Raw genomic sequence first — 5,616 nt, 5'->3', positions numbered from 1 at the left:
TCCGGACTACGCCTGCTGCGACGCTGCAGAGTAGTCCGACGGTCCCCGTCGGTCAGGCAACGGAGCGATGGCGAGTGAGGCGCCAAGCGACGTCCTGACTTCTCGCGACGTGCTTCGGCATTCGATCGCCCGTTCCCGCAGCGACTGAGCCGGATGGCACATCCGGACTACGCCTGCTGCGACGCTGCGGGGTAGTCCGACGGTCCCCGTCGGTCAGGCAACGGAGCGATGGCGAGTGAGGCGCCAAGCGACGTCCTGACTTCTCGCGACGTGCTTCGGCATTTGATCGCCCGTTCCCGCAGCGACTGAGCCGGATGGCACATCCGGACTACGCCTGCTGCGACGCTGCAGGAGTAGTCCGACGGTCCCCGTCGGCTCAGCGCCTTCAAGAGCCGAGACTGGTCTTCGCCTGCCCCTGCGCATTGCCAGCCGGATAAAGGAGGCGGGATCTCCGGTCCCGCGCGTGAGCGAAGATGAGCGCGTGTCTTGAGGATTGAATCCTCTAACCGCATGCCACGTTGGCCCTTGTCCGGCTGAGCCGTCTGAAATCCAATGCTACGAGGAAAAAAGGAGCGACCAGTGCGCCTGAGAAGCTGGGGGAGCGCACGCATCCCTGCGTGCTGTTTGCGGCATCTTGCCGCGAACGTCGGGCAACACATGACATCGCATCCGTTTGACGTGGAGACGTTGCTGGCGATGAGGAAAAGTGGATGCGGTCGGCTTTCCCACCTGATTGTCCTCTACGGATGTACCCAGGGTTGACTCGCTGAAGGCTCATCCAACCGCTGGGCTGTGCTAGAGATCCCATTCTGGGATCAACTTCGGACTGAAGCGGGCATCTCCAGGTGGTTCCTTGGGGGCCACTTCAACCGCGTGCGTGGCCGCCAAGGAACGGACGTCCTTCCATGCGCTCAGTCGAAGTTCTTCCTCGAAGAGGATATTGCGACAAGCCCAACGTTGGCGAGCTTCCAGCGAGTCTAGGTTGGGTGCTGTTCAACGAAGATGTTCAGGTGGGAGGGCCGACAGCATCCGCTTTTCCTCCCACCATCTTCAAGGCCTCCATGTCGCACGTATGTTTGGTTGCACCTCGCGAGGTCACCCGTTGGCTGACGTTCCCGGCAAGATGCCGGGAACAGCACGAAAGATGCGTGCGCTCCCCAAGCTCCTCGGCTCAGGTCGTTTTAAGCAATCGCCAGATCGCACTTCACCATTCAAGGTTCCTTGGCAGACACTAACTGAAGCGTCTGCAGCATCGCTCTCCGAGCAAGCGGTCATCTACCCCACACACTCGCGCATTCGACTGAGCCGGATAAACGAGGCAAGACCTCCTGCCTCGCCCGCCCTGTCCTAAAGCTAAAGCTAAAGCAGCGGTGCATCGTCGGATTCTTCATCCGGCTCGGTCGGCTCCTCAGAGGCTCTGGCCTGGAGGCCTTCAGACACCAGCGGGCGGTCCCTGAGGGATTCCAGGAACGCCCTGGATTCCGCGACCAGGGCCTGCTCCTCAGGGGTGAGCGGGGGCGGAGGAGTGCTGGGAGGAACGATCTTCATGGTGGAGAAAGGAAGGGGCGGAGATGAATAAGGGAGGGAGGAATGACTAGATCAGCGTGATCGTTACCGTGGCCACGCCCGGATTCTTCGAGGCGCTGTCATAGTCGAGCGAATCGTATTCGACCTCCCCGGTGCGATCCAGCACCCTGAACTGGTGGGCGGGCGGGAAGATGATCTCCTTCTCATTGGGGAATTTTGAGAGGAAGCTGATGTCGCGGCCGTCTGAGCTGTGGATCACAAACTGGTGGGTGCCCCGGAAAGGCGAGGTGGCCGAGCTGCTGGTGAATCCATAAGTCGCAAAGACCGCGCCCGGCACGCAATCACGGTCCGCTCCGCGCGGTAGATCGGTTCCGCGAACCGTCATGCCGGTGTACACGGGCAGTTTGCCCAGCCCCTGAGCGGCCAGACCGGTCATGGTCTGTGTGAACGGGGTCATGGGCTTTTTGCCATGAAGCTCCTGGTTGATCTTCGTGTATTCCTTGCCGGTGTAGGTGTTCAGGGCGATGAGTTCCCCGGTCGTCAGGAGATCCACCCGCGGATCCCAGCCGTTGTTGACGATGGTCTTGAAGGTGGTGCCGAAGTATTCGGGGAACTTGGTCTCAGGTTGCGTGAGTTCCTGGTGAAGGGGGGTGCCTCGACAATCCTCGTATCTCTGGACAAGCTTTTGAGCCAGGGCTGCGTGCTCAGGTGTTATCTCCTCGTTCTCCTTCAGGTTCAGGGCCCGGAGAACCTGATGCGCCGCCATGAAGTTCTCGCGATCATCACCCTTGAACTGACTGATCAGACTGGAGCGAAGGTCCAAGGCGGAGGCGCTGTACTTGCCCCCGGGATCCACGCGCTCCTGGTACTCTTTTTCGAAGTCCTGCGAGGTTTGGGTCTGGCTGACGGTTGGCGTGATGACGGGATCCGTGGTGGGGCCGCTCATCGGCGTCGTGGTCACAGAGCTCAGCTGGTCACCGAGGTCGAGGCGTTCCTGGTGCTCCTTGTCCGTGTCCACGCCCTGCTGGGGCGGAACCTGCACACCCACCTGATCCTTGCTCCGATCAATCTGCTTGAGGCCACCCGTCTGCGGGGTAGTCGTGGGGAGCAACTGGACCTCGGCATCGATCCTGTCCTGATAGACTTGGTCCACGTCTTGTTGGGCGCCGACCTGACTATCTGGCGGGCTGACGCCCTGACTCATCTGGAGGGGTGTTGTCGGTGGAGTAGGACTGGTGGTCGGAACCGTTGGCGTAGGACTCGGGGTGGTGCTGACAGTCGTCGGTGCCTGTTGCTGCTGCTTTTGCGGTTGCGTTACCGGGCCCGGCTGGGGCTGGACCTTGCTGTTCGCCGCACTCATGACCAAGTCGATCTTGCGGGCGCTCAGCGGCTTGGAGGTCGAGAAGTTCAGTTCGTCGAAGAGCTGCTTGACCGCCTGGGGGCTGCCCAGCTTGGCCACCAGAGCCTTCTCAAAGATCTCGTGGTACATCTTGTCTTTGTCCGTGATGCCCCCCGAGTTCTTCACCCAGGAGACGAATCGACCTCCCACACTGCGATTCCCGATGTGGTCTCTCAGAGCCCGTATGGAGTCGTCAGGCGGGGCGTTCGTGGCAATGCCGAAGTCGTTGGCGCGATTGGCGACGGAACCGGTGGCGTTCATGGCGGCAGAGCGTGAGTGGAGACGGGTTCGAAAGAGCGGGTTGGGATACTGGAGGGGCGGCCTACATCGTCGGTGGCAGAGGACGACCATCCGCCCACGCGAGACAGCACTGCTGGTGAGCTTGGTGTCACCTTGGGTTACCCGCGTGAAAATGTCCAGCTTATCGAGCAACCGGAATTGGCGCAGGGGCTGGTGGGACTGGGGACAATCAGGCCGAGGAGGTTTTTGCGATCATCGTGAACGGAGGGGTATTTGGGATCTCTCAACACTCTCGCCGTCTGGGAGGAGAAGTTACAAGAAATGCGGAGATGGAGAGATGGATGCTGCATCGGCTGAACCAAAGCATGATTAGTGGCACATCGAAACATCAGCGCTTTTGGATGGGGTGGGGAGGTAGGGAAACAACTCGAAAGGAGTTGTGGCGGTCAGTAGTGCCCGTGACACCCGCCTCGCGGTGAAGAAGGGACGGTGGGCAGGCGCAGGTGTCACGCGAAGGACGCAGGGCAGGCCGGAAAGTCCAAGACGCTGCCGCGTTGCTCGAGCATCCTAGACAGGGCAATCTTCATCCCAGCACATCAAAATGTCGCGAAGCGTCTTGGAGTGCGTGCGGCTCGACGCCGCTTTCGCCTGCCGGAAACACTTCCTACCTCTCCTCGCAGTGTTGCCAGCAAGCTGCCAGCATGACTACGGCCACGCCGGGTCTGCGTCAATGCCTTCTGCCAAAGCACCCACAACACTGGCCGTAGTTGTCGACGTGAGGAGAACCAATCAACCGTCGCGCTCTCGGTGGTCACCAAGGAGCCACCTGGAGGTGCCCTTCTCAGTTCGAAGCTGATCCCCAGCGGGGATCTCTACCACAGCCCAACGTTGGACGAGCCCTAAGCGAGTCAACGTTGGGTAACTCCGCAGAGGATGATCAGGTAGGAAAGCCGTCAGTATCCCCTTTCTCCCCACTGCCATCAACACCCCCACGTCAGTCCCCCCAGGTTCCTTCGCAGGCACTAACTGAAGCTGAAGCGTCTGTAGCATCGCTATCCAAGTAAGCCGTCATCTACCAACGTAGACTCGCTAAAAGTTCATTTGGACCACGGCAGCCACCCACACCCTTACACCCTGCTCCCCCCTTGACCAAGGTGCGAGGATAGACGCCATGGATACCGCAGTGGAACCTCCCAAGGGCCAAAGTAAATCAACTGGCGATCTCGGTCGTCGGGATTGGATCCTGCTGGGCCTTTGGACGGCGGCATCCCTCGCTGGATGCCGGTCCACGCTCCGGCGCTCAAAAGCCACCGGAGGGCGACGCTCCCCAGGCGGGACACATGCGGATGATCTCGCCAACGGGAAGTCCCATTGGCAGCGGATTCTGATCTTTGTGGGATGGATGGGCGGAATCTGGATTTATGAGAAGCGTCGGAGGCGATCGACGAATGAGTTGAGGGCGTAGTTGTGACCCAAGCTTGCACGAAGACTTTCATCTTCTGCTGCCAAAATCTTCCTGACCTATCCACACCCGAGGCGGCGGGAAGCTGGGCAGGGTATCGTCCTCCACTTGGTAGAGACTTTCAAACCAGAGCCCGCCGTATCGCTCCATGAAGACTGGCCACAGGGCGACCAGTCCAGAATGCATGGCGATTTCATCGAAGTTCACGGCGAACTGGCTGGGCATGCCAATCGGGAGACCCGGCGTATGAGTTGCTCCCCAGCCGCAGAGACCATCGTTGGGGACAATCAAACGAGGCTCATGATGAATCGCCAGCGCGCTGAGCGGATCGGCTCGGAAGTAGGAGGCATAAGTTCCCGTTTCGTCATTCACGCTAGGACTGACTCGAGGTGCCGCAGGGGACGGGCGTTTGTTCTGGTAGGGCACCGGCCCTGCAAAGGAACGGGAGCTCGTCATCGTCCCCAGCGCGACACAGATGGCGAGAAGTGAGGCTCTGACCAGAGTGTTCATCGGCTGGCGGGGGCAGGGAGGAGGGGAGTTGGTATGCCGGATCGCTTCAAGTTACGCGAGTTGTGCGACGGAGTCACGGATGAAGTTGGATGGAGTTGGGGCGGACGGTGGGCAGGCGAAGGTGCTGCGCAAAAGACGCACGGCAGACGCTTCAGTTAGTGCCCGCCAGGAATCTGGTGGGGAAATGGGGTCTGACGGTTCTCAAAGCGGCCTGTGCCGGGGAAGCTCGGGGAGCGCACGCATCCCTGCATGCTGTTTGCGGCATCTTGCCGCGAACGTCAGTCAGCGTATGACATCAGGTCCAACCGACGTGGAGGTGTTGATAGCGTTAGGCCGATAGCAGATGCTGTCGGCCTTCCCACCTGATCATCCTCTGCGGAAGCACCCAGGGTTGACTCGCTCAAGGCTCGTCCAACCACTGGGCTGTGCTAGATATCCCCTTCAGGGATAAAAGCTGCGAACTGAACCGACGCCTTCC

3 protein-coding genes are annotated in these 5,616 nt (G+C 60.3%); all 3 read right to left on the bottom strand.

The window, feature by feature from the left end:
- Positions 1 to 1,359: 1,359 nt before the first annotated feature.
- The 3 genes from BV106_RS27830 to BV106_RS27815 all read right to left on the bottom strand — a co-directional run bounded on the left by BV106_RS27830 (position 1,360) and on the right by BV106_RS27815 (position 5,138).
- Positions 1,360 to 1,548: a hypothetical protein gene (locus tag BV106_RS27830; protein WP_038170260.1), complete on the bottom strand. Its 189-nt coding sequence runs from the start codon at positions 1,546 to 1,548 to the stop codon at positions 1,360 to 1,362.
- A gap of 46 nt (positions 1,549 to 1,594) precedes the next feature.
- Positions 1,595 to 3,187, bottom strand: coding sequence for a hypothetical protein (locus tag BV106_RS27825; RefSeq protein WP_038170259.1), 1,593 nt, complete (start codon positions 3,185 to 3,187; stop codon positions 1,595 to 1,597).
- 1,471 nt (positions 3,188 to 4,658) lie between these two features.
- Positions 4,659 to 5,138, bottom strand: coding sequence for a hypothetical protein (locus BV106_RS27815; RefSeq protein WP_038170254.1), 480 nt, complete (start codon positions 5,136 to 5,138; stop codon positions 4,659 to 4,661).
- Between the last annotated feature and the right edge of the window lie 478 nt (positions 5,139 to 5,616).

It is taken from the genome of Verrucomicrobium sp. BvORR106 (assembly GCF_000739655.1).
GTDB lineage: Bacteria > Verrucomicrobiota > Verrucomicrobiia > Verrucomicrobiales > Verrucomicrobiaceae > Verrucomicrobium.
Note: the sequence above shows the minus strand (reverse complement) of the source record. Positions and strands in the feature narration are given on the sequence as shown.